General features: G+C 61.3%; 22 protein-coding genes. 11 read left to right on the top strand and 11 right to left on the bottom strand.

Features of this window, described 5'->3' with window-relative positions; all coding sequences use genetic code 11:
* Position 1: 1 nt before the first annotated feature.
* Positions 2-532, bottom strand: a complete 531-nt coding sequence (locus HWX91_RS02305) for a (2Fe-2S)-binding protein (protein ID WP_028195845.1) — start codon at positions 530-532, stop codon at positions 2-4.
* Positions 533-682: 150 nt separating this feature from the next.
* Between HWX91_RS02305 and HWX91_RS02300 the strand changes: the two genes are divergently transcribed.
* Positions 683-1579, top strand: coding sequence for a LysR substrate-binding domain-containing protein (locus tag HWX91_RS02300; RefSeq protein ID WP_028195846.1), 897 nt, complete (start codon positions 683-685; stop codon positions 1577-1579).
* Positions 1580-1587: 8 nt separating this feature from the next.
* Here HWX91_RS02300 and HWX91_RS02295 read toward each other — a convergent pair whose 3' ends face one another.
* The gene (locus HWX91_RS02295) at positions 1588-2493 is read right to left on the bottom strand and encodes a LysR substrate-binding domain-containing protein (RefSeq protein WP_028195847.1); all 906 of its coding nucleotides are present in this window, start codon (positions 2491-2493) and stop codon (positions 1588-1590) included.
* A 242-nt stretch (positions 2494-2735) separates the two neighbouring features.
* Here HWX91_RS02295 and HWX91_RS02290 point away from each other — a divergent pair, with 242 nt between their 5' ends.
* The 8 genes from HWX91_RS02290 to HWX91_RS02255 all read left to right on the top strand — a co-directional run bounded on the left by HWX91_RS02290 (position 2736) and on the right by HWX91_RS02255 (position 11578).
* Positions 2736-3701: an amidohydrolase family protein gene (locus HWX91_RS02290; protein ID WP_042274649.1), complete on the top strand. Its 966-nt coding sequence runs from the start codon at positions 2736-2738 to the stop codon at positions 3699-3701.
* Complete coding sequence (locus HWX91_RS02285) at positions 3701-4627, top strand: amidohydrolase family protein (RefSeq protein WP_028195848.1); 927 nt, start codon at positions 3701-3703, stop codon at positions 4625-4627. The genes HWX91_RS02290 and HWX91_RS02285 overlap by 1 nt, the downstream gene beginning before the upstream one ends.
* 90 nt (positions 4628-4717) lie before the next feature.
* Positions 4718-6115 (top strand): UbiD family decarboxylase, encoded by a 1398-nt coding sequence (locus HWX91_RS02280; RefSeq protein WP_028195849.1) that lies wholly within the window; start codon positions 4718-4720, stop codon positions 6113-6115.
* Positions 6112-6726: a UbiX family flavin prenyltransferase gene (locus HWX91_RS02275; protein ID WP_042274653.1), complete on the top strand. Its 615-nt coding sequence runs from the start codon at positions 6112-6114 to the stop codon at positions 6724-6726. The genes HWX91_RS02280 and HWX91_RS02275 overlap by 4 nt, the downstream gene beginning before the upstream one ends.
* Before the next feature lie 50 nt (positions 6727-6776).
* Positions 6777-7898, top strand: coding sequence for a CobW family GTP-binding protein (locus tag HWX91_RS02270; RefSeq protein ID WP_028195850.1), 1122 nt, complete (start codon positions 6777-6779; stop codon positions 7896-7898).
* A gap of 89 nt (positions 7899-7987) precedes the next feature.
* Positions 7988-9334, top strand: a complete 1347-nt coding sequence (locus HWX91_RS02265; protein WP_028195851.1) for a nucleobase:cation symporter-2 family protein — start codon at positions 7988-7990, stop codon at positions 9332-9334.
* Between the two features lie 90 nt (positions 9335-9424).
* The gene (locus tag HWX91_RS02260; protein ID WP_221306755.1) at positions 9425-10804 is read left to right on the top strand and encodes an isoxanthopterin deaminase; all 1380 of its coding nucleotides are present in this window, start codon (positions 9425-9427) and stop codon (positions 10802-10804) included.
* Positions 10805-10846: 42 nt separating this feature from the next.
* Positions 10847-11578 carry a maleate cis-trans isomerase family protein gene (locus HWX91_RS02255; RefSeq protein WP_028195853.1) on the top strand — a complete coding sequence of 244 codons (732 nt, stop codon included), beginning with the start codon at positions 10847-10849 and terminating at the stop codon, positions 11576-11578.
* Between the two features lie 108 nt (positions 11579-11686).
* Here the strand turns inward: HWX91_RS02255 and cyoD are convergent, their stop codons facing one another.
* The 7 genes from cyoD to HWX91_RS02220 form a co-directional block, all read right to left on the bottom strand.
* Positions 11687-12019: a cytochrome o ubiquinol oxidase subunit IV gene (gene cyoD, locus HWX91_RS02250; protein ID WP_028195854.1), complete on the bottom strand. Its 333-nt coding sequence runs from the start codon at positions 12017-12019 to the stop codon at positions 11687-11689.
* The gene (cyoC, locus tag HWX91_RS02245; protein WP_042274657.1) at positions 12020-12628 is read right to left on the bottom strand and encodes a cytochrome o ubiquinol oxidase subunit III; all 609 of its coding nucleotides are present in this window, start codon (positions 12626-12628) and stop codon (positions 12020-12022) included. It abuts the gene before it with no gap.
* The gene (cyoB, locus tag HWX91_RS02240; protein ID WP_042274659.1) at positions 12628-14637 is read right to left on the bottom strand and encodes a cytochrome o ubiquinol oxidase subunit I; all 2010 of its coding nucleotides are present in this window, start codon (positions 14635-14637) and stop codon (positions 12628-12630) included. Before cyoB ends, cyoC begins: the two co-directional genes overlap by 1 nt.
* A gap of 3 nt (positions 14638-14640) precedes the next feature.
* Positions 14641-15534, bottom strand: a complete 894-nt coding sequence (gene cyoA / locus HWX91_RS02235; protein ID WP_042274661.1) for a ubiquinol oxidase subunit II — start codon at positions 15532-15534, stop codon at positions 14641-14643.
* Between the two features lie 304 nt (positions 15535-15838).
* Positions 15839-16285 carry a PPC domain-containing DNA-binding protein gene (locus HWX91_RS02230; protein ID WP_028195857.1) on the bottom strand — a complete coding sequence of 149 codons (447 nt, stop codon included), beginning with the start codon at positions 16283-16285 and terminating at the stop codon, positions 15839-15841.
* Positions 16282-16815, bottom strand: a complete 534-nt coding sequence (locus HWX91_RS02225) for a hypothetical protein (RefSeq protein ID WP_052660706.1) — start codon at positions 16813-16815, stop codon at positions 16282-16284. Before HWX91_RS02225 ends, HWX91_RS02230 begins: the two co-directional genes overlap by 4 nt.
* Positions 16816-16994: 179 nt before the next feature.
* Complete coding sequence (locus tag HWX91_RS02220; protein WP_028195858.1) at positions 16995-17894, bottom strand: LysR family transcriptional regulator; 900 nt, start codon at positions 17892-17894, stop codon at positions 16995-16997.
* Positions 17895-18086: 192 nt separating this feature from the next.
* Between HWX91_RS02220 and HWX91_RS02215 the strand changes: the two genes are divergently transcribed.
* Positions 18087-19229, top strand: a complete 1143-nt coding sequence (locus HWX91_RS02215; protein ID WP_042274663.1) for a sigma-54-dependent Fis family transcriptional regulator — start codon at positions 18087-18089, stop codon at positions 19227-19229.
* A 72-nt stretch (positions 19230-19301) separates the two neighbouring features.
* Here HWX91_RS02215 and HWX91_RS02210 read toward each other — a convergent pair whose 3' ends face one another.
* Complete coding sequence (locus HWX91_RS02210) at positions 19302-20210, bottom strand: DMT family transporter (RefSeq protein WP_028195859.1); 909 nt, start codon at positions 20208-20210, stop codon at positions 19302-19304.
* Positions 20211-20354: 144 nt separating this feature from the next.
* Between HWX91_RS02210 and HWX91_RS02205 the strand changes: the two genes are divergently transcribed.
* A complete protein-coding gene (locus tag HWX91_RS02205; protein WP_370577230.1) occupies positions 20355-21167 on the top strand; it encodes an AraC family transcriptional regulator in 813 nt (270 codons plus the stop codon).
* A 75-nt stretch (positions 21168-21242) separates the two neighbouring features.
* On the opposite strand, the gene HWX91_RS02200 is transcribed toward HWX91_RS02205, so the two are convergent.
* Entirely contained in the window at positions 21243-22829 is a 1587-nt protein-coding gene (locus tag HWX91_RS02200; RefSeq protein WP_028195861.1) for an acyl-CoA synthetase, read from the bottom strand.
* Positions 22830-22860: the final 31 nt, after the last annotated feature.

Here is a 22860-nt window from a genome sequence, read left to right as displayed (position 1 = left end):
GTCAAGCCTCCTCGTTAGCAGAGGCAGAGGCCGCGGCACAGGCCGCCGCGCACGGCGGCGCAACCGCCGCCAGCGCCGCATCACCCGAAGCCGCGCGCTTGATCGCCTTCCTGATCCGCGAGTAGGTTCCGCAGCGGCAGATATTGCCAGACATCGCCGTGGCAATCGTTTCGTCGTTGACGGTCGGCTTATCCTTCAGAAATGACGCCGCCTGCATCAACTGACCGGACTGACAGTAGCCGCATTGCGGCACGTCCTCGGCCACCCACGCGAGTTGCAGCGGGTGCGTACCGTCTTTCGACAATCCTTCGATCGTCGTGATGTGCTTGCCCGCCACCGCGGCAATCGGCAACAAACAGGAGCGCACGGCCTCGCCTTCCAGATGCACCGTACACGCGCCGCAAAAGCCGCCGCCGCAGCCGAATTTCGTACCGGTCAATTTGAGCCGGTCGCGCAACACCCACAACAGGGGCATGTCTTCCGGTACATTGTCGAGCGAGTGCCGCGTGTCGTTGACCACGATCTCGATCATGCGTGTCTCCTGAATGTTGTTGTGCAACGCGGCGTGAAGTGCAGTGAAATGCCTGGCACCAGGGCCGCGTGCTTGCGGCCATTATTGAAAGCCGTTAAGCACAACGCCAGCGACGATTTCTTCCATCACCCGTAAGTCCGGCTAACACCCATGCTGAAGCGCTACCCTTCCATCCAGTCGATGCAAGCCTTTCTACAAGCGGCACGTGTCGGCAGCTTTTCGAGCGCAGCACGCCAGTTGTCGCTCACGCATAGCGCGATCAGCCAGCAGATCCGCACGCTCGAAGAGTTCGTCGGGCAGCCCTTGTTCGTGCGCGAAAGCGGCCGCGTGGTGCTGACGGACGCGGGCGTACTGTTCGCGAACCAACTCGCGGATGGCTTCGAGCAGATCGATCGCGCGTTGTCGTCGGTGAAAGAGCGCACGGTCAAGCAGTCGATCACGCTCGACGTCGATCCCGAACTTGCGCAGAGTTGGTTGGTGGGGCGTTTGCCTGCATTGCTCGCTGCGTTGAGCGGCACGTCGCTCACCGTGTTGTCCACGCCGCGCTACGAGCGCAGCGCGTTCGACCGCGTGGATATTGCGTTGCGGTATGGGTATGGCGAATGGGACGGCTTCGAGAACGCTTTGATCTGCGGCGACCGGTTGACTGCCGTGGGTTCGCCCGCGCTTCTTGAGGCACGCGGGCTAAGCCTGCCGCTCACGCCGGAACAGGTGCTCGATTTGCCCTTGCTCGGCTATACGAAACGCTCGTGGATTCCGTGGCTCACGGCGGCAAACCTGCCCGCCGTCGAACCGGATGCCGTCGCCGTGTTCGATAACGCCGCCGGCCTGATTGCAGCCGCGAGCGCAGGCGTGGGGGCCGGTTTGGCGCGCGGTCTGCTCGCAGTGGACGCGCGACGCGCCGGGAAGCTGGTCGAGCTCACGCAAGTGGAAATTCCAACGCATTACAACCTGTATGCCGTCTGGCCGCGCGAGAAAGCCGAGCGCGTTGCACCGCTGATCGACGTGATTCGCGAACTGGTCACGCAGGCAGTCGGCGCAGGTTAGCGTTAAGCTCAGTCGCTCTGCGTATTCACGCCCATGCTGGCGGCCACCTCGCGCACGGTATCGAGAAACAGCGCAAGCACCGGCGACGCGTCCTCCGCACGATAGCGCGCATGCAGCGACACCTCGGGACGCGGCGCTGCAAGCGGTACGAAAGCGACACCCCCGGTCGTCAATTGTCGCGCCGACGAAGGTAGCAGCGCCACGCCCAGACCTTCACGCACCAGACAAAGCAGCGTGTGCACCTCGACCACCTCCTGCTCGATCTGCGGTGTAAACCCTGCCTCGACACAGCAGTCTTGCAGATAGCGCGCTAGCTGCGACTGCCGCAAACCAAACGACACAAACCGCTCGGCCTCCAACTCGCGCAACGCGATCTCGTCACGCGCAGCCAGCCGATGCCCTAACGGCAGCGCCACCACCGCCGATTCGCGCATCACGACTTCGCTGCGAATCTCCGGTTCCTCATGCGACACGCGGAAGAAACACACGTCCAGGCGCCGCTCCTTGAGCGCGAGAATCTGCGCGGCGGGCGTCATCTCATGCAGCGTCCACTGCACTTGCGGATGCTTCTCCGCAAATACCCGTAGTGCGCGTGGAATCGGCTCGACCATCGCCGAACTGATGATGCCGATCTCGAGGCTGCCCACTTCGCCACGTCCCGCGCAACGCGTCAGATCGATCGCGCGTTCGAACTGCGCGAAGATCAACGGCACCTGTTCCTTAAGTGTTTTCCCTGCCTCAGTGAGTTCGACACGGTGCTGCGAGCGCATGAACAACGCGGTGCCCATCTCCTCTTCGAGGATACGAATCTGCTGGCTGAGAGGAGGCTGCGAAATGTGCAGCCGCGCGGCTGCCCGGCCGAAATGCAGTTCGTCGGCAAGTACCGCGAAGTAACGCAACAGCCGGATGTCCATATCGGGAACGTATCAAGATCGTGGTTAAAAAATATTGTACAGAGCGTTTTTATCTTGTGAGACTGCATCGCAAGCAGCAGTGCACATCAGTGTGACACTCGATGCCGGCGAGGGGAAGGCGCACAAAAATGGCGCCTTGCAAAGGGCCGCATGGGCAAGCCTGTCTGGGCTCCGTTCCATCGATGCGCCTGCCCGCGATCCGGCAACTGGATACACCAGTTCCTCTCAAGGAGATCGAGTACATGATCATCGACACCAGCTGTTATCCGACCAATCTGGTCGACCTCGCCTGGCGCCACGACGGCGAGCCATTTACCGGCGAGCGTCTGATCGCAACGATGGACGGCCCCTACATCATCAACGGCAAGCCGCGCCGCATCGACAAGGCTTTCATTCAGCCGCCGCAAGGCAACACGATCTATACGTGGACCGACGGCAACCGTTCGGGCCGCGAATCGATCGACGACTACATGGCGTACACCGTCGAAATGACGCAGAAGTATCCGGACCGTCTGCTCGGCTGCTTCGTCTACAACCCGCGTTGCGGCCCGGAGAACGGCGCCGAAGCAATCGAGTTCTACGCGAAGGAACACGGCTTCAAGATGGTGCAGTTGCAGGCCAACATGCATGCGTATCGTCCCGACCGCGCGCTTGACTGGCTGCGTCCCGCGTTGCGTAAGTGCGCCGACTTGGGCCTGCTCGTGAAGCTGCACACCGGCGACGGCCCGTACAGCATTCCGAGCGAATGGTATCCGTTGATTCGCGAATTCCCGTCGGTGAATTTCATCATGGCGCACTTCGGTGTGCAGACGGGTGGCGTGTATTGCTTCGAGCCGTATCAAATGGCGCTCGATACGCCGAACGTGTATTGCGAATCGAGCTGGTGTCTGCAATCGCGGATCGTCGAATTCGCGAAGGTGCTGCCCACGCACAAGATTCTCTACGGCTCAGACACGCCGCCGAACGAACCGGGCATGTGGCTGCGTTTGCTCGAAGTGTTGTGCCACGAGCCGCCGCAAGGCCTGAATCTCGACGAAGACACGCTCGAGGATTACCTCGGCAACAACCTCGCACGCATGATCGGCATCGAGCCGAGCGCGCCGCCGCGAAGCGTCGAAGAAGCGCAAGCCTATCTGAAACAGCATGCCGGCGCGTCGCAGAAACACGCCGCCCAGGCATCTCAAGCAGCCTACGCAGGAGCCCGCTGATGATCATCGATACCCATCTGCACCCGACTAATCTCGTCGACGAAGCGTGGCGCCATACCGGCGAGCCGTTCACCGGCGAACGCCTGCTGAAGATGATGGACGGTCCGTACATCATCAACGGCAAGCCGCGCCGTATCGACATGGGCTTCATTCAGCCGCCGCCTGGCAACACCGGCTATCGCGACGGCAATCGCCGCGGCCGTGAAGGCATTCGCGATTACATGTCGTATATCGCCGAGCTGACGCAGAAGTACCCGGATCGCTTTATCGGCAACTTCACGTACAACCCGCGTTGGGGTCCGGAAAACGGCGCGGCCGAACTCGAATTCCACGTGAAAGAGTACGGCTTCAAGATGCTCAAGCTGCACGCGAACATGCACGGCTATCGGCCGGATCGCGCGCTCGACTGGCTGCGTCCGGCAATGAAGAAGTGCGCGGAACTCGGCGTGGTGGTGCTGATTCACACCGGCGACGGACCGTACACGATTCCGACGCAGTTCTACCCGATCATCCGCGAATTCCCGATGGTGAATTTCATCATCGGTCACTTCGGGATTCAAACGGGCGGCAACTACTCGTTCGAAGCCTTCTGGATGGCGATGGATACGCCGAACGTGTACTGCGAATCGGGTTGGTGCTACCAGTCGCGCATCGTCGAATTCGCTCGTGAACTGCCGCGCAACAAGATCGTGTTCGGCACCGATTCGCCGCCGAACGAGCCGGGCATGTGGCTGCGCGAACTCGAAATGTTGTGCGGGCCTGCGCCGCAAGGCATGGATCTGGATGAGGACGGTCTCGAAGACTATATGGGCAACAACATCGCCCGTCTGGTCGGTATCGAGCCGACCAAGCCGCCGAAGGATCTGGCCGAAGCGGAGAAGCGTTTGAAGGCGACTTACGTGAACGACGTAACGCAGCCCGCTTAACGCGCTCAATACGTTAGCGCTTGCTGTACGGCAGGCGCGGCTCACCCCGCGCCTGCCACTCCAAACATTCCGCTTTCGACGGAGTTCACTATGGCGGATAACCTCTTCCGCGCCACGCAGGATTTTCATCGCTTCGCACAAGCGTATCGCGAGCAGTTTCCCGACGACGTACTGACTATCAAGCAGCCATTGGCGGCGGATCAGCACGTCACCGCTATCGTCGCTGAACTGGCCGCGCGCGGACGGCACGACATGTTGATCTGCGAAAACGTCGACGGTATCGCGACGCCGCTGGTCACCAACTTCTTCGCTTCACGCGCGCGCATTGGCCGTTTGTTCGACGTCGATGCGTCGGGCTTATTCGACGCGTACCAGCAGCGCGCGAACGCTCCTATCGCACCGGTTTATGTTCCGACCGGTCCCGTTCTCGATCAGGTTATCGAAGGCGACGCCGTCGATCTCGCGCAACTGCCGATGATCCGCCACTTCGATACCGATCGTGGCCCATACATCACCAACGCGGTGATCATCGCCGAAGACCCGGTAACGGGCGTCGCTAACCTGAGCTATCACCGGTCGATGCGCCATGCCCGCAATGCCCTGGCAACCAGCCTGCATTCGCGCGGCCACCTCTGGCGCATGCTGCAAACCGCCAAAGCGCGCGGCGACACGCTGAAAGTCGCGATGGTGATCGGCGCGCATCCGTTGTTCATGCTGGCCGCCGCGGCGCGCGTGCCCTTCGGCACCGATGAGCGCACGATTGCAGGCGGCTTGTTCGGTGCGCCGCTGGAATTGGTCCGTACGCCGCGATATGGAATCGGTGTTCCCGCTTCGGCTGAGTTTGTTCTGGAAGGCACGATCGATCCCGACGCTCATGCGGAAGAAGGTCCGTTTGGCGAATTCACCGGCTATTCATCGGACCGCTCCACCAATAACGTGCTACGGGTCGACACGATGATGCGGCGTAACGATGCATGGCTCGTCGATGTAGTAGGTGGCCCGTACGCCGAGCATCTGACGCTGGCCCGCTTGCCGCGCGAAGCGGAAATGAGCGAGAAGCTGAAGGCGCGCTTTCCTTCGGTCACTGCGCTGCATTATCCAAACTCGGGCACGCACTTTCACTGCTACGTCGCGCTGAATCAGACACGCGATGGCGAAGCCCGCCAGATCATGCTCGCGTTGCTCGGCTGGGACCCGTATCTGAAGAACGTCGTGGCGGTGGATAGCGATATCGACATCACCAACGATTCGCAAGTGTTGTGGGCGATCGCCACGCATTTCCAGCCGCATCAGGACGTGTTTATCGTCGACGGTTTGCCGGGCAGTCCGCTCGATCCATCATCGTCCGCGGCGGGCACCACGTCGCGCATGGGGATCGATGCGACACGCGGCTCTCACTTCGACGGCATTCGCGCGAAGATCAGCGAGCGTGCTGCACAACACGCGGTTGAGATTCTGGCCCGCGCCACCTCCGGAGCCCAAAAATGACTCCGCGGCGACTCGTAGTCGGCATCAGCGGCGCGTCCGGTTTCACGTACGGCGTACGCCTGCTGCAACTGCTGCGTGAACTCGGCATCGAAACGCATCTGACCGTCTCGCGCAGCGCGCTGTTGACGATGACACACGAAACCGACTACAAGTTCGCCGACGTCAGCGCCCTCGCCAGCTTCACCTACCGCTGCGACGACATGGCCGCGGCCGTTTCCAGCGGGTCGTTCCGCTCGCTGGGCATGATCGTCGCGCCTTGTTCGATGAAGACGCTGGCCGAAATTGCCAACGGCATGTCGTCGAGCCTGATCTCGCGCGCCGCCGACGTCACGTTGAAAGAACGGCGCCCGTTGGTGCTGCTGGCGCGCGAAACGCCTTACACGTTGGCGCATCTGCGCAACATGATCGCCGTGACTGAAATGGGCGCGATCGTCGCGCCGCCTGTGCCGGCGTTTTACGCGCGCCCTGTTTCGCTCGACCAGATGATCGACCACACGCTAGGCCGCGTGCTCGATCTGTTCGGTCTCGAAGCGGGCACCGTCAAACGCTGGCGAGAACAGGACATAGCAACCGAAATGGCAACACAAACACACGCACCGCCTATCGCCTGACCAGTTGAACAGCACGAACCGCAGTACGAACGAAGAAACGGAGACGAGTCATGAATCACATTCACACCACCCACAACGAAATCGAGAAAATCCCTGTCACGGTGCTGACCGGCTTTCTCGGCGCCGGCAAAACGACACTGCTCAATTACATTCTTCGCGAGAAACATGGCCGCAAAATCGCGGTGATCGAAAACGAGTTCGGCGAAATCGGCATCGACGGTGGTCTCGTACTCGAATCGACCGAAGAAATCTACGAGATGACCAACGGCTGCGTATGCTGCGTCGGTGCAGTGCGCGAAGACCTCGTGCGGATCGTGCGCATGCTGGTGGAAAGACCGGACCGGCTCGATCACATCATCGTCGAAACGAGTGGACTCGCCGATCCGTATCCGGTCGCGCAGACTTTCTTCCTCGACGATCCCATCGCGAAGCAGGTGACGTTGGATGCAGTCGTCACGATGGTGGATGCCAAACACATCGCCGCGCATCTGGACGATCTGGTGCTCGACGGCAGCGACAACCAGGCGGTCGATCAGATCGTTTGCGCGGACCGTATCGTGATCAACAAAGTCGATCTGGTGACGGTGGACGATATCGCTTCGCTGACGCAGCGTATTCGCGGCTTGAACGCCACGGCCGAGATCGTCGAATCGAGCTACGCGCAGATCGACCTCGACAAGATTCTCGGCGTCGGCGCGAACGAGTTCTCGCAGATTCTCGTGGAAGCGGACGGCCTGCATGAAGAGGAGCATAGCCACGATCACGCGCATCACCACGACGAGCATGACGAACACGAAGAGAATCACGAACATGCGCACGATCATGCCCACCTCGACGACGACCACTCCGACCATCAGCACGACGAAAGCGTGTCCTCGGTCGGCATCGAAGTCGACGCGGACATCGATCTCGACGCGCTGCAAGCCTGGCTCACCGAACTGCGCGAGTCCGACGCCGTCAATCTGTTCCGTATGAAAGGCATTCTCGCCGTGCAAGGCCAGTCGCACCGCTACGTGCTGCAAGGCGTGCACAACGTCATCGAACTTCGCGCGGCACAAGTGTGGGGTACGGAACCCCGCTCGTGCCGCATTGTATTCATCGGACGCGATCTCGATCGCGCCGCGCTGACCGACCGCTTCCATGCCTGTCTTGCCGTGCCGGTTGCGGCCTGACGGGAGATTCGGCCGGCGCGCGAAGTGATGCTGCACGGCAAGCCCGTGCGGCGTGCTCCGGCCAGAAAACGATATTCAGGAGACACGTCATGAACACCGCCATACATCCCGTCGATCGGATTCTGCCGAAGCGCCAGATGATCACGCTCGGTTTGCAGCACATGCTAGTGGCCTACATCGGCGCGATTGCCGTTCCGCTGATCGTTGCGTCGGCGCTGAAGATGTCCCCCGCCGACACCACCGTGCTCATCAGCACGGCGCTGTTTTGCTCGGGTATCTCGACGATCTTGCAAACCGTCGGCGTCTGGAAGTTTGGTGTGCGTCTGCCGATTCTGCAAGGCGTCGCGTTCAGCAGCGTCGGACCGGTCATCGCGATCGGCCTGAGTCCGGGTGTGGGTTTCGCCGGCGTGTGTGGCGCGGTCATTGGCGCGGGTCTCTTTACGATGTTCGCAGCGCCTCTGGTCGGGCGCTTGCGAAGATTCTTTCCACCGGTAGTGACCGGCTGCATCGTAACCGTGATCGGTTTGCAACTGTTCCCCGTTGCGTATCAATGGGTCGGCGGTGGCGAGGCAGCGCAGCAGCAGTTCGGCGCGTTGCCGTTCCTGAGCGTCACCTTCTTTGTCGCAATTGTGATTCTTGGGATCAACCGCTTTGCCGGTCCGTTCCTGCGCAACCTGGCCGTTCTGATCGGCCTGGTCGCGGGCGCCGTTCTGGCCTGCGCGCTCGGCATGGGCAACTTCTCGAGCGTGGGCGCCGCACCGTGGTTCACGCTGCCGATGCCGTTCCACTTCGGCACGCCAGTGTTTTCGGTGGTGCCCGTTTTGACGATGATCGTCGTGATGGTGGTGCAGATGGTCGAATCGATGGGGCTGTTCGTCGCCATCGGTGACATCGTCGACAAGAACGTGAGCGAGGAAGATGTGGTGCGCGGCATGCGTGCGAATGGTCTGGCGAGCGCGATTGCCGGCATGTTCGCGGCGTTCCCCTTTATCGCCTTCATGGAAAACGTCGGTCTTGTGATCCTCACCGGTGTGCGCAGTCGCTGGGTTGTGGCAATCAGCGGCCTGCTGATGTGCGCGGTAGCACTGGTGCCGAAGATCGGCGCGGTGGTCGCCGCAACGCCCGCAGCGGCACTGGGCGGTGCCGGTATCGCTATGTTCGGCGTGGTGGTGGCAGCGGGCGTGCAAACGCTGGCGAAGGTGGACTTCGAACGCAATCGCTACAACGTGCTGATTGTCGGCTTCACGATTGCCACCGCGCTGATTCCGGTGATGGCGCCGCAAGTCTTCAAACACATGCCCGACTGGACGCAGCCGTTCCTGCATAGCGGCGTGGTGCTGGCGTGCCTGGTGTCGGTCGTATTGAACGCGGTGCTGAACGGCGCGCCCGCAGATGAAAAGATCATCGAGACGCACAGCAATCTGGTGCGTGAATAAGCGACCGAGGTAGCAAGACGAGCGCGGCCGTCGCGCTTTCCGGAACCGGCGGCCGCTTCGAGGTACCTGAGAGGACATTGAATCGTGAGCATGCAAACTGAAGCGTTGCTGATCAAGAACCCTGCGGCGGTCATGAGTGGCCTTCGCGGCGACGCGGCACGGGCAGGCCAAGTCGATCTGCGGATTCGCAACGGCCGTATCGAGGCCATCGCGCCGAACCTGGAGCCCCGCGCCGATGAACGGGTAATCGATGCGCGTTCATGCGTCGTTTATCCGGGCTGGGTGAACACTCACCACCACCTGTTCCAGAACCTCCTGAAGGCGGTGCCGTCCGGCATCAACGCCGATTTGCAGGAATGGCTGGCCGCCGTGCCGTATCCGCGGCTCGCGCGCTTCACGCCGGAGCTGGCGCGGGTCGCCGCGCGATTGGGTATGGCCGAGCTGTTGCTGTCCGGCGTGACCACCTGCGCCGATCATCATTACCTGTATCACGCGGACGGCAACACTGAAACAGGCGATCTGCTCTTCAACGAAGCCGCCGAGTTCGGCATGCGCTTCGTGCTGTGCCGGGGCGGTGCTTTGCAGGCGGCGGGCGATCATCCGGGCTTTTCCAAAGTCGCGCTCAAGCCGGAGACGCTCGATCAGATGCTCGCGGATATCGAACGCCTGAAATCGCGCTATCACGATGCCAGCGACGCTTCGATGCGTCGCGTTGTGGTCGCGCCGACGACCCCGACGTTTTCACTGCCACCGGAGCTGCTGCCCGAAGTCGCACGCGCGGCGCGTCGAATGGGTTTGAGGTTGCACACACACCTTTCCGAAACGACCCGCTACGTCGACTTCTGCAAAGAGCGCTTCAACAAACTACCGGTGGAATTCGTCGCCGATCACGAGTGGCTCGGGCCGGACGTGTGGTTTGCTCACCTCGTACATCTTCAGCCAAGCGAGATCGCGATGCTGGCGGAAACCGGCAGCGGCTGCTCGCATTGTCCGGTGAGCAATGCGCGCCTCGGCAGCGGGATTGCGCCGGCCCCGCAAATGGCGGCGGCGGGTGTGCCGATGTCGCTGGCCGTGGACGGCGTCGCCTCGAACGAATCCGGCAGCATGACCAATGAAGCTCACTTCGCGTGGCTGGTGCATCGCGCGGCGCAAGGTGCGTCGGCGACCACCGTCGAAGAAGTCATTCACTGGGGCAGCGCGGGCGGCGCAGGCGTGCTCGGCCTGGATGCGGTCGGCACGCTTGAGGTTGGGAAGGCCGCGGATTTCGTCCTTTACGACGTCAGCGATCTGCGCTTCAACGGCTTCCATGACGTGGCGGTGGCGCCGGTCACGGCGGGTGAGCCTGCCCGGGTTCGCTACAACGTGGTGAACGGCCGCGTCGTGGTGGATAACGGCGTGATTCCGGGCCTCGATCTCGAACGGCTTCGCCATGAAGCGGCCGAGGGCGTGAAGCAACTGCTCGCCGACTAGACCGCTTACGCATGCACTCAAGCACCGAAGGGATAAGTCGCGATGCAACATAGAAGAATCCGGCTCGGCATTCTCACGCCTTCGTCGAACACGGCGTTAGAGCCCATGACCGCGGCGATACTAAGCGAATTGCCGCACGTCAGCGCGCATTTTGCGCGCTTCACGGTCACCGAGATCGCGCTATCGGAGCAAGCGCTCGGTCAGTTCGACGCGAGCCGGATTCTGGCGGCCGCACGTCATCTGGCCGATGCGCGTGTGGACGTGATCGGCTGGAGCGGCACATCGGCCGGATGGCTGGGCTTTGAGCGCGATCAGGCGTTGTGCCGGCATATCACCGAAGCGACCGGTATCCCCGCGACAACCTCGGTGCTGGCGCTCAACGAAATCCTCGTCAAAACCGGCGTGCGGCGCCTGGGTCTGGTATCGCCGTACCTCGACGACGTTCAGCAGCGGATCGTGCGCAACTACGAGAAGCTGGGGATCGAATGTGTTTCGGAACGGCACCTTGGCTTGCAGGACAACTTCAGCTTTGCCGAAGTGCCGGATACGCAGTTGGCAATCATGATGCGTGAAGCCGCATTTGCAAGACCCGATGCGGTGACAACATTCTGCACGAATCTGCGCGCGGCGCATCTGGTGCGCGCGTTTGAGATGGCTACCGATATTCCCGCTTACGACACGGTAGCCACTGTGATTTGGAAGGCTCTGAGAATGCTGGAGGTAGATACGAGGCCACTCGCAAGTTGGGGCAGGCTGTTTACCGACGTGGTGTAGCACTGCGGTATCACGCGGCACGTCGCGCCGTGGCACAGCGCGCGGTGGCTGGTGCGCGCGGCGGCCTATCGGTTTCCGCGCACACCAGCCACCTCTCCCGCGTGTGAATTACCGCGACATCATATTCATACTCACGTTGTGCATCACCCACACCGTGCCGCCGATCAGAATGATCGCAGCGACCGCGGTATAGCACAACGCCATCACATTCCACCGTTGGCCTGAAGACGTGTTCAGATGCAGGAAGAACACCAGATGAACAACAATCTGCACAAGCGCAAGCACGGCCAGCACAACCATGGCGGAGCGTGGTTCGAGCATGCCGTTCATTACCAGCCCGAACGACGCCGCGGTTAGCACCACAGCCAGTACGAATCCGACGATATAGCCAGAGAGACTCCCGTGCCCCTCTTCCTCATGAAGTGATCGCGTATGAGCCATTTAAAGCACGCTCCCAAGATAGACAAACGAAAACACGCAGATCCACACGATGTCTAGAAAGTGCCAGAAGAGACTCAGACAGGTCAGGCGCGTAATCTCGCGTTCGGACATTTCTGGCTTGAGCACGATCTGCACGGCGAGCACGACCATCCAGATGAGCCCCACCGTGACGTGCAAGCCGTGCGTGCCGACGAGAGTAAAGAACGATGAAAAGAACGCGCTGCGGCCAGGACCCGCGCCTTCGGCGATCAGGTGCGAAAACTCCTGCACTTCGAACCAGAGAAACGCGAGGCCCAGCACAAACGTGATCGCCAGCCACCCGAGCACAACACCTGACTTGCGCTTGTGCGCACCGAGCATCGCGAAACCGTAGGTGACACTGCTCAGCAGCAACAGGGCGGTTTCCAGCGCGACGCCCGGAATATCGAACAGATCCTTACCGGTCGGACCGCCTGCGAACTGGTGCGACATCACGGCAAACACCGCGAAGAGAGACGCGAACAGCACGCAATCGGTCATCAGGTAAAGCCAGAATCCGAATACCGAATGGGACGGCGCGTGCTCGCTTTCCAGCTCGCCCAGCGCGGAAAAATTGGTTTTCTGCAACATCAGTTGACCTCCGCAGCAGCAAGCCGCTCGTGACGCTTCGTTTGGCCTGCCTTGCCGCCCTTCTCTTCGGTCTTCCGGACCGTCTCCGCCGAAATGTAATAGCCGTCGTTGTCGCCGAAGCTGCGTCCGATCACCGTCGCCATGATGGCAACCAGCGCCACCACCGCGAGCCACGTGATGTGCCAGACTCCGGCGAAGCCCAGCAGCAGGCTAAAGATGCCGATAAAGAACCCCGCGCTGGTATTCGACGGCATATGAATCTCGCGGTACGTCACGTCTTTACCGAGGCCCTGCCCCGTTTCCTTCATGTGTGTGAATGCGTCGAGTTCATGCACCACCGGGATAGTGGCAAAGTTGTAGACCGGCGGCGGCGACGAGGTGGCCCATTCGAGCGTGCGGCCGTCCCATGGATCGCCCGTGGCGTCGCGGTACGCCGGCAGCTTGCGGTTGCGCACGCTGACAACCACCTGCAGAACCTGACAGACCACGCCGAGCGCGATGAACACCACACCGCACGCCGCAACAATCAGCAACGGGTGCCACGCCGGGTTGTCATAGTGATTCAGGCGCCGCGTCATGCCCATGAAGCCCAGCACATAAAGCGGCATGAACGACACATAGAAGCCGACGAACCAGAGCCAGAATGCGGCCTTGCCGAGCTTCTCGTTCAACTTGATGCCGAACACCTTCGGGAACCAGTAGTGCACGCCGGCCAGATAGCCGAACACCACCCCACCGATAATGGCATTATGAAAGTGGGCAATCAGAAACAGGCTGTTGTGCAGGACAAAATCGGCGCCGGGAATCGCCATCATCACACCGGTCATGCCGCCGATCGTGAAGGTAATCATGAAACCGATCGTCCACAGCACCGGCGTGGTGAATTCGAGGCGGCCACGATAAATCGTGAACAGCCAGTTGAATATCTTCACGCCGGTTGGAATGGCAATAACCATGGTCATAATGCCGAAGAACGCATTGACGTCCGCGCCGGACCCCATCGTGAAGAAGTGATGCAGCCAGACGAGGAACGCCAGCACCGTAATCACGCAGGTGGCGTAGACCATGGTCTTGTAGCCGAACAGCGGTTTCTTCGCGAAGGTCGCGATCACTTCTGAGTAGATGCCGAACGCAGGTAGAACCAGAATGTAGACTTCGGGGTGGCCCCAAGCCCAGATCAGGTTCAGGTACATCATGGCGTTGCCGCCACCGTCGTTCGTGAAGAAGTGCATGCCCATGTAGCGGTCCAGACCGAGCAGCGCGAGCGCAATGGTGAGGATCGGGAACGTCGCCATGATCAGCACGTTCGAGCACAGCGCGGTCCACGTAAACACCGGCATCTTCATCAGCGACATGCCGGGTGCGCGCATCCGGATAATGGTGACGAAGAAGTTGATCGCGGTAATCAGCGTACCCACGCCCGATAACTGCAGGCTCCAGATGTAATAGTCCACCCCCACGCCCGGACTGAACTGCAATTCCGAGAGCGGCGGATACGCAAGCCAGCCGACTTGCGCGAACTCGCCGATCACGAGCGACAGATTCATCAGAATGGCGCTGATCGCGGTCATCCAGAAACTGAGGGAGTTGAGGAATGGGAACGCGACGTCGCGCGCGCCAATCTGCAGCGGTACGATCAGGTTGAAGAGACCCACCATCAGCGCCATCGCCATGAAAAAGATCATGATGACGCCGTGCGCGGTAAAGATCTGGTCGTAGTGATGCGGCGGCAGATAGCCCGGCGAGTCGAAGGCAAGCGCCAGTTGCAGGCGCATCATGACCGCGTCGGCAAAGCCGCGCAGCAGCATCAGGACCGCGACCACGATATACATCACGCCGATCTTCTTATGATCGACGCTGGTAAGCCATTCGCTCCAAAGCCATTTCCACTTGCCGAACCACGTCAACGCACCGAACGTGGCCAGGACGATGATCGCCATCAGAGCGCCCGCGCCCATGATGATAGGCTGATCGAACGGAATCGCCGAAAGTGTCAGTTTTCCGAACATGTGTTACCCCTTCGTACTGCAATTGCTGTTCCGCAGATCGAGAACGTGGCCGTTGTTGTACTTCGCAATGATGTTGTAGAACAGCTTCGGATCGACCGATGAGAAGTAGCGCACCGGCGCCTTCTCGCTCGGCTGCGACACCGTGCTGTATTCGTTCATGTCGAGCCGGTCTGACGACGCTTTGACCTTTTCCACCCACGCGTTGAACTGCTCCGGGCTGGTGGCGAGCGCACGGAACTTCATGTCGGAAAAGCCCCTGCCGCTGTAATTGGCCGACACGCCCGCGTAGTCGCCGGCTTCGTCCGCGATGAGGTGCAGTTGCGTTTGCATACCCGCCATCGCGTAGATCTGGCTACCCAGTTGCGGAATGAAGAACGAGTTCATCACCGAGTCGGACGTGATCATGAAATTAACCGGCGTGCCCACCGGAAAAGCCAGTTGATTGACCGATGCAATGCCGAGGTCCGGATAAATGAAGAGCCATTTCCAGTCGAGCGCCACTACTTCGACATTGATCGGCTTCACAGCCGACTCAATGGGCTTGTAGGGGTCGAGTTCGTGCGTGGTCTTCCACGTCAGAATTCCGAGGCACAGAATGATGATGGATGGCACGGTCCAGATGACGACTTCGATCGCCGTTGAGTGCGCCCATTTCGGTGCGTACTTCGCGTGGCGGTTGCTTGCGCGATAACGCCATGCAAACCACAGCGTCATCAGAATGACCGGCACCACGACAATCAACATCGTGAATGTCGCCGTGCCTATCAGCGACTTTTCGGCGAGACCGATGCTGCCCTTCGGGTCGAGCACATCGAGATTTCCACACCCGGAAAGACACGTAGTTAGCGCGGCCGCGATAGGTATCGACGCCCGGCTATGGGCTCCCTTTGTTTTCATATTTCCCGGCTTCTCATAAACTTTCGCCTAAATTCGCTGCGCCCATAGCAACATGGGACACGCACTCAGAATGCGCATGCCGCAGGATTCTACGAAAGACCGAGGATGCGAAAGTTGATCCTGGGTAAGAGAACCGCACAGGATTCGTAGTTTTCAGCAAAGAATTGTCAACACCCCGAAAGGTGACTTTCTATGGGGTGTCGCCAGGTTCAATCTCGACGTATCGGTATCGGAAATTTCTGTCAGATCACAGAAGAAAACAGGCGTTGTTTCGTCACATGAATTTTTTACTTTTGATTATTCGTCAAGCACGTTTCGCCAGTTCCTCCGCATCCGCGAGCCACTCCTGCAACGTCACCTCCACCGTGATGAACGACAGATTCATCCCGCGCACCACGCGGCCGGCAAACACCTGACTGTCCGTGCCGGACAGAATCGCGGTGAGCTCCGTCGTGCCTGTCCCGTCGCGACCCGGCACGGCACACGCGACCTCTCCGAACAGTCCCACGATCTCGACGCCCGGCCCTTTGACAATCTGCGTGGCCTGCACGGCGCCCGCGCCGCTTGTCAGATGTCCATCGATCAGACTGCCGACCGCGCTGCGCACCACCGCGCGGCCGATGCCGTATTGCGCGCACAGGCGCTCGAGCGATTCGACGATGTCCTCATTCGGCTTCAGGCGTGCAATCAAAGTGCGTCCGTAGCAGCCGGCTTCGAGTTTGACATCGGACGAGTTGGATTGCGCGCTCATGCGGCATCCTCCACCGTCGGTCCAAACAAGGTATAGCGGGTTTCCTCGTCGACATATTGCGTGAAGCCACCGTGCGCGAACGCGCAGAGCCGCAACACCAGCGGTTCGCGGCCCACCTCGAGGCGATCGAGGATCACGTGGCCACCGTGCAGCCGGCCATCGCCGCCGACGAACGCACCGTGACAATGCAGCGCGACGCTGCCCGCACGATCCTTACCGATCGTTACCGCGCCGTGCAGCAATGCGACTTCGTCATTCTCCATGTTAGGGGTGCCGTAGATGTAAGGCCGCTCGCCTTGCGCCGCCTTGATGACGACGTGGTACTGCAACGCGCGCGCCGAACCGCTGCAGATCCGGCCGGTTGCGCCGCAAAAGCCGTGGTGCATCATCAGGTCGCGCAGCACCTTGCCGGCGTTGCATCCGCTGGGTATTTCAACGCGCAATTCGCGCGGCTCCCGCACTACCGTGGCCAGCACCCGCGGGTGAGCGGCTGCGCCAGGGTGGCGGAAAGCTTCTGTCTTTAACGTCATGGGAGGGTCAGGTAGATTGCGACGCTCCTTAATAGCAACTTCAATGCCATCTGAACGCGATTCGCGACGCACGCGGCGCGGCAGGCCTCAGCCCGCATGAACAGCGCCGCCTGCGCAGCAACATCTGTCGCGCGCCGTGCTACAGGTGTCGTGCGCGTGTCATAGGGTGAAGCGACTCGCTAGCTGCCCGAACGCGTACCGACCAGGCCCAGTTGCGCGGCGATGTCGACGAACCGTGCCACGCAGGGATTCAGCGTATCGGGGCTCCACACCAGCGCGACGTCGACATAAGGCGCGTGCTGCAAGGGCACGAACCTGACGTTATCCGCGTGGGTACTGCGCATCGAGCTATGCACGAGCGCAACACCGAGTTGCTGCGCGACGAGGTTCACGATGGTCTGCTGAAAATTGGTTTCGAGGCGGATGCGCGGCGTAAACCCCGAGCGCCGGCAATGCTCGACGATCGTGTTGTAGATGAACGGCGAGGCCGCATGTGGAGAAATGATGAACCACTCGTCGCGCAACTCGGCAATGGAAATCGCCGCTCTTGTCGCGAGCCGGTGCCCTTCGGGGAGCACGGCTACCAGTTGCTCGCTGAAGATCGTGCGGGTCTCCAGTTCGACCGCCGAATCCGACGGATACATGATGCCGACATCGGCCTTGCCGGCGCGAATATCGGCCACGAGCAAGGTGGGAATACTTTCGCTGAGCTTCAGTTCGACCCGCGGAAAAGCCGATGCGTACTCACGCGTCAGCACCGGCACGATGCTGTACGCGGCGGCGAACATGAAGCCCGCCATCAGCGTGCCCTCCTCGCCAAGGTCGGCGGCACGCGCATGACCGCGCGCCTGGTCGACGGTGGCCATCACCGTCTTGGCATCGCGATAGAAGCGATGCCCGGCTGCCGAGAGCCGCACGCTGCGGCGTGTGCGATCCAGCAGCACGACGCCCAGTTCCGCTTCGAGCAATGCGATCTGCCGCGACAGCGGTGGCTGGGAGATATTGAGCAGCGCCGCCGCCCGCCCGAAGTGCAGGGTCTCCGCAAGTACGACGAAGTAGCGTAATTGCCTCAGCTCCATGCCCGCCCCAAGTCCGCAAATAGGAATCCGACTTATACCTAACCGGTATCAGTCGTCGCATCATAATGTATTGGAGACTATTAATGAATCGCACTATGCTTGGTTTCGGAGACAAACCGCTGGCAGCTTTTTCGATCCGCCGGGCCACAAGCCGGGCCGATCCTGCCAATCAGAGACATAAAGAGAGATGCCATGACCGCCCACGACCCGCTGGACCGCGCCCGTGCAGACTCATCTCGCTCATCGGGGCTACCTATTAGCCGACTATGTGGCGACGATCCTACGATGCTGGCCACGCTATCGCGTGCCCGCCTGCTCATCGACCGGCAACTTCCCATTCTGATTCTCGGCGAGACCGGTACCGGCAAGGAATATCTCGCGCGTGCGCTGCACGACTACAGCAACCGCCGGCATGCGGCGATGGTGTCGGTGAATTGCGGCTCGATCCCTGAGAACCTGATCGAAAGCGAACTGTTCGGCTATGCGCGCGGCGCATTCTCCGGCGCGCTCTCCACCGGCATGAAAGGCAAGGTCGTGCTCGCGCATCGCGGCACGCTGTTCCTCGATGAGATCGGCGATATGCCCGCAGCGCAGCAAACCCGCTTGCTGCGCGCACTGTCCGAGCGCGAGGTGACGCCGATCGGTTCAGCCGAGCCTATTGCGGTCGATCTCCAACTGATCTGCGCGACGCATCAGAACATCGAATCGCACGTCGAAGCGGGAACGTTCCGTGAAGATCTCTATTACCGGATCGCCGTGGGCATCGTGCATTTGCCGCCGGTACGCGAGCGGCACGACCGTGCATGGCTGCTGCAATCGATCCTCGAACGCGAAGCACCGGGCATGACGCTCGAGGCCAACATCGATAGCGAGGCGCGCGAGATTCTGCTGCACTGCAAATGGCCGGGCAATCTGCGGCAGATGCGTACGGCACTTCAGTACGCATGCGCGGTAAAGAACGGCGACATGATTCGCGCGGGCGACCTGCCAGCCAATGTTCAGCCCGGTAAAGGCATGGTCGGGCGAATCGGTCTGCACCCGACCTTGCACCCCGCGTTTCAGGCAGCGCCGCAGCCGTACGCCGCGTCACGTGACAGCGGCGGCTACGCCGCATCGCATGCCGCGCGTTTCGCAGACGCGGCCCGCTTGCCGGTCGCGCCGCCGAGCGAACGCGACAACATTCTGCGTGCGCTGTCCGCGAGTCGCTGGAATATCTCGGCCGCGTCGCGCGAACTCGGTATTTGCCGCGCGTCGCTCTATCGCAAGCTCAGGCAGTTTCGCATTCCGCACGTGCGTGACCTTGGCAGCGATATGCTGATGGCGGATTACGGCTGAACGCGTGCATGCAACAACGGGGCGACGTGTTTACCGAAACACATGGCCCCGTCGGATGTCCCTCGTTGCGGTCTAGTCTCGCGCCGTGGCCGCTTGTGCCGCGGGCGGCCGTTTGAACATTTGCGCGACAATCACGCCCACCAGCGCCGTACCGCCGCCGAGCACGTGATACAGGTGCAAGGTTTCGCCGAGCATGGTGATGGCGATGAGCGCAGTCGCGATCGGCAACACGTTCATGAAGAGCGCGCAACGATTCGGGCCGAGATGCTTGACCCCCTGCATCCAGAGAAACGGCAGCACCACCGAGGCCAGCACACCGGCATACAGGATCAGCGGCACGCTGGCGCGCGTCGGCATGGCTTCGGCCGCCGGCAGACGCAGCAGCATCGGCAGCATGAACACCAGCGCGAAAAGCGCCTGCAGGTAGGTGGATTGCCACGACGGCAGCCCCACGTGCCAGCGCTTGAGCAACACGCCATACAGCGCATACGCGAGCGCCGCGAAAATCATCAGCAGATCGCCAAGATGCGCGCCGTTGGCAAGCAGCATCGCCGGGTTGCCTTGCGTGATCAGATACACCACGCCGGCCAGCGACAGGACCCCGCCACCCACCATTCCCGTGGTCGGCGCTTCGCCGAGCAGCAGCGTGCTGGCCACCATCGTCATCAGCGGCACGAGCGCGGTGATGATCGACATGTTGGTCGCCGTGGTCGTTTTGGCCGCTTCATAGGAGAGGCTCTGGAACAATGCCATCGCCAGAAAGCCGAGCACGGCGAGCTTCGGCAGTTGCGGCACGATCGCCGCGCGATTGCCCCAGGCCGGCTTCAGCGTGAACAGGCTCATCAGCGCGACCGCTAGTAACAGGCGGTAGAACGTGATGGCCGAAGGGTCGATCGTGCGCGCGGACAGCTTCGACACAATGACATTGCCGGCCCACAACAGGATTGCCACAAAGGGAAACAGGAAATACGATTTCTTCATGTCACGCTCTAATAGATTGTCGATAGGAATCGGGGGCTCCGAAGTGACATGAATTCTTGCGCTCGCAGGCAAGGTCCGTCTCACGCCAAAAGGTCTTTATCTGTCGTGAAACGGTCAACCATCCGATGAAGGGCAACACGACGAATGAACGCGCGAACTCCAATGCCCGCGGCACGCCACACCGAAACGCCCACCGCGCCGGGCGCGCACGTGCCGTTCGAGAGCACGCCCATGCCGGTCTCGGCGATGGCCGCGTGGTATCCGCACGGCACCGTGATTGCGCCGCACCGTCATCGGCGCGCGCAATTGCTCTATGCGATCGAAGGCGTGATGTTGATCGAATCGGCAACCGGCTCGTGGGTCGTGCCGCCCACGCGGGGCGTGTGGCTCGAACCCGAGGTCGATCATTCGGTGCAGATGAGCGGCGACGTGAAGATGCGCACGGTGTTTGTCGAACCCGGCGCGACCGCGCATTTGCCCACCCGCAGTTGCGTGGTCGAAGTGCATCCGCTGTTGCGCGAGTTGATCCTCGCGGCGATCGACGTGCCGCCGGATTACACCGACGGCTCGCGCCACGATCATCTGATGCGCTTGCTGCTGGCGGAATTGAATGCGGTGCCGTCGCTGCCGCTTTATCTGCCGTGGCCGACCGATCAGCGTCTACGCGAGGTATGCAATAGCCTGTTCGCCGCCCCCGACGACAACCGCACCATCGGCGCATGGGCCAGCACGCTCGATGTATCCGAAAAGACATTCCACCGCTGGTTCCAGCGCGAAACCGGTTTGACGTTCGGCCGCTGGCGCCAGCAGGCGCGCTTGCTGCTCGCGCTCAAACGGCTCGCGCACGGCGAGAAGATCATCGCGGTCGCGCTGGATCATGGCTACACCAGCCAAAGCGCTTTCGCGGCCATGTTCAAGCGGCATTTCGGCGTGGTGCCGTCGGCGTTTTACGCGTAGCGGCTCAAGCGGCTCCACTTCCCTGCCCGGCGCGCGGCTAATCCAGCACGCGGCTGCGCCGGGCAAGCTGAAGCGTTAGCGCTCCGCCGTCACGGCTTCCATAGGCGCGGCCAGCAAGGCCTTGATATCTTTCTTGACGATCTTGCCGTAGGCGGATTTGGGTAACGCGTCCCAGAACACACAGCGTTTCGGCCATTTGTAGCGTGCGAGATGCGGTTCGAGATGCGCCAGCAAGGCTTCCTCCTTGAGTGCCCAGCCTTCGCGCCGCACCACCACCGCGACGCCGATTTCCCCCCACTTGGGATCGGGCATGCCGACTACCGCGACTTCCTGCACGGCCTTATGCGTAAGAATCGCTTCTTCGACTTCGCGCGGATAAACGTTCGAGCCGCCGGAGATGTACATGTCCGATGATCGTCCGGTGATGTAAAGGAAGCCCTGTTCATCGAGGTGGCCCAGGTCTCCGGTATGGAACCAGCCATGACGGAAGGCCTTTTCGTTCGCTTCCGCATTGTTGTAGTAGCCGATGAACACCGCCGGCCCGCGCACGCAAATTTCGCCGCTCGCGCCTGCTGCGAGGCGATGGCCTTCGTCATCGAGAATGCCGATTTCAATGCCAGTGCGGGCGTAGCCGCAAGTGCCGACGCGGCTGCCCGCGGCATGGTCGTCGGCGGTGTGCAGCGAGGGCGGCAGCACCGTGATATTGCCGGTCACTTCGCCGAGACCGTAATACTGCACCAGCACCTTGCCCAGCTTGCGCAGCGCATGCTTCTGATCCTCGCGATACATCGGCGCCCCGGCATAGATCACGTACTTCAGCGAACTGTGATCGTAACGGTCCACCGATTCATGCTCGGTCAGCATCTTGACGATGGTGGGCACGGTGAACATATTGTCGACGCGGTGTTTTTCCACCAGCGCCCAAGCCTCTTCGGCATCGAGTTTCTCCGACGCCGGCAGAATGCTGGCCGCCGCGCGCGCAACGTTGACCATCGCATGAATGCCCGCGCCGTGCGAGAGCGGCGCCGCCACGAGCGAGCGCGACTCGTGCGTCAAACCGGGCATCAGATCGGCAATGTGATTGGTCAGCACAAAAGCCATCTGTCCGTGCGTGAGCACGCCCGCTTTCGGGCGCCCTGTCGTGCCGGACGTATAGAAAAACCACAGCGGATCGTCACGGTCCACATCCACCGCGGCGAACGGCGGTGCGTCCATCTGCTGCGCGAGTGTCTCGTAAGCGAGTTCGCCCACCCGCGGCGTGCCGATTGCGATCACATGCTGCAAGGCCGGCGACGCCGCGCGCACCGCGTCGACGTGGGCGTCGAAACCGACTTCGTAGATCATCGCCACCGCACCGCTCGATTCGCCGAGATACGCCGCTTCCGCTGCGGTAATCCGGCAGTTGGTCGGCACCCACACGGCGCCGAGTTTGAACGCGACCCATGCGCTTTCGAAGAGCGCCAGGTTGTTGCGCGAATGCACGAGAATCTTGTCGCCCTTGCCGATGCCGAGCCGGCTCAAACCGTGCGCGACCGCGTCGACGCGTGCGTTGATGTCGTGCCAGCTCACGCTGCGTTCGGCGTGAATGAAGCCGGGTTGATCGGCGTGGCGTCGGGCTGCGTCGGTCAGCAGATTCCCGAGGTTCATGACGGTGGTCAGCATAAGCCAGTGCTTTGAAGAAAGAGAGGTTGAG

Origin of the sequence: Paraburkholderia fungorum (assembly GCF_902833645.1) — a bacterium.
Taxonomy (GTDB): domain Bacteria; phylum Pseudomonadota; class Gammaproteobacteria; order Burkholderiales; family Burkholderiaceae; genus Paraburkholderia; species Paraburkholderia fungorum.
The sequence above is the reverse complement of the archived record's forward strand: the minus strand, read 5'-3'. Positions and strand labels throughout refer to the sequence as shown.